The following is a 1,505-nucleotide window of genomic DNA, read 5'->3' on the forward strand; positions in this document are numbered from 1 at the left end:
GGTACATATTCAGCTTGAGGTGACGGCCTGGGGCAGCCATGGTCCAGTGGTGAACAGTTGTTTGAGCACGTCGAGGGCGTCGAGGCCGTGTTTGGCGGCGGTGGACAGGTAGGAACGCAGGGTGGCGAAGTCGGCCAGTCCTTGCAGGGTGCGCCATGTGGCGGAGATCTTCTGCTGGAGCTTGACCGGGCGTAGGTCGCGTTCGGCCTGGTTGTTGGTGAACGGTACGGCCAGGTCGACGGTGAACCGCAGGATCATGTCGCGGTGGGCGGCGAAGCGTTCGACCAGCGTGCCAGCCCGCGATAGCCGGCCGTCCCGGTCGGGCGGGTTCTGCTGGCGGCCGTAGGCGACCGCGCCGGCGTAGCAGGCCCGGATGTGACTGACCTCGTCCGCGGACAGCGCGTCCCGGCCGGCGGCGACGGCCTGCTCGGTCATCGTCTTCGCCATCAGCAAGGTAGTGGCCATCGCCTCGGCCCACTCCTGGCCGGCCGGATCGGTCTCGTGCACGCCCCGCAGGTCACGGATCAGGTGCGCCCCGCACCAGGCGTGCTCGGCGTCGGTCAGGTGCTGGTAGGCGGCGTAGCCGTCACGCACGAGGGTGCCGGTGAACCCGGGCAGCACCCCACCGGCGTCGATGTCGGCCGCCGAGCGGCCCCCGACGTGGAACAGCGTCAACCCAGGGGTGCAGGCCACGTGCACGTACTTGAACCCGCCGCCGAGGCGGGCCGGGGTCTCATCGGCGTGCAGGACGTCCTGCACGCGCAGCAGCGCGGCCAGGTGCGAGACGAACGGGCCCAGTCGCCGTGCCGCGTCGGTGACTACCTGATGCACGAACCCGGTCGACACGCTCACCCCGAGCAGGTCGCCCATCAGCGCGGCCACCCGCGCGTACGGCAGGAACTGCGCGGCGCGGGCGTACACCACGCCGGCTTTGACGTTCGTGCCGTACTGCACCCGGCCGATCACGCCGTCCGGGACCGGCGGCTCGGTGACCCGCCCACACCCGGCGCACTGCAGCGCGATCAACTGGTGTTCGGTGATCACCGGCCGTGGTTCGGGCAGTTCGACGACCTGCCGGCGCTGCCGCCCGTACTCCCGGCCATCAGCCAAACCAGCGCCGCAGGCCGGATTCGCGCACCGATCCGGCCGATGCTCGATCATCTCATCCGGGTCCGCAACCAGGTTCAGCGTCGAACCGGGCGCCCCCGGCTGCTTACCCCGCCGCCGGCCACTGCTCTTACCCTTGCCCGGCTGCGGGTGCGGCTTGGCCAGCCCGTCCGACGATGGCGGTTTGGACGAGTTCTGCGAGTTCAACCCCAACCGGCGCCGCAGCTCCGCGTTCTCGGCCTCCAGCCGCTCGACCCGTTCCCGCAGCTCAACCAGCATGGCCAGCAACTCCTCATACGAGGGCGGGACCAGCGGCTCGGACTGCACACCATGATCTTGCCATCCGACCAGCCAGAGTGGACAGCCGGACGCCGACCCAACTCAAGCTGAATACGTAC

General features: G+C 69.8%; 1 protein-coding gene. It reads right to left on the minus strand.

Annotated features, from left to right (window positions below; translation table 11 throughout):
* Nucleotides 1–9: 9 nt before the first annotated feature.
* The gene (gene tnpC, locus DKT69_RS10985) at nt 10–1,434 is read right to left on the minus strand and encodes an IS66 family transposase (RefSeq protein ID WP_109801461.1); all 1,425 of its coding nucleotides are present in this window, start codon (nt 1,432–1,434) and stop codon (nt 10–12) included.
* Nucleotides 1,435–1,505: the final 71 nt, after the last annotated feature.

Source organism: Micromonospora sicca (assembly GCF_003172935.1).
In the GTDB taxonomy this organism is placed as follows: domain Bacteria; phylum Actinomycetota; class Actinomycetes; order Mycobacteriales; family Micromonosporaceae; genus Micromonospora; species Micromonospora sicca.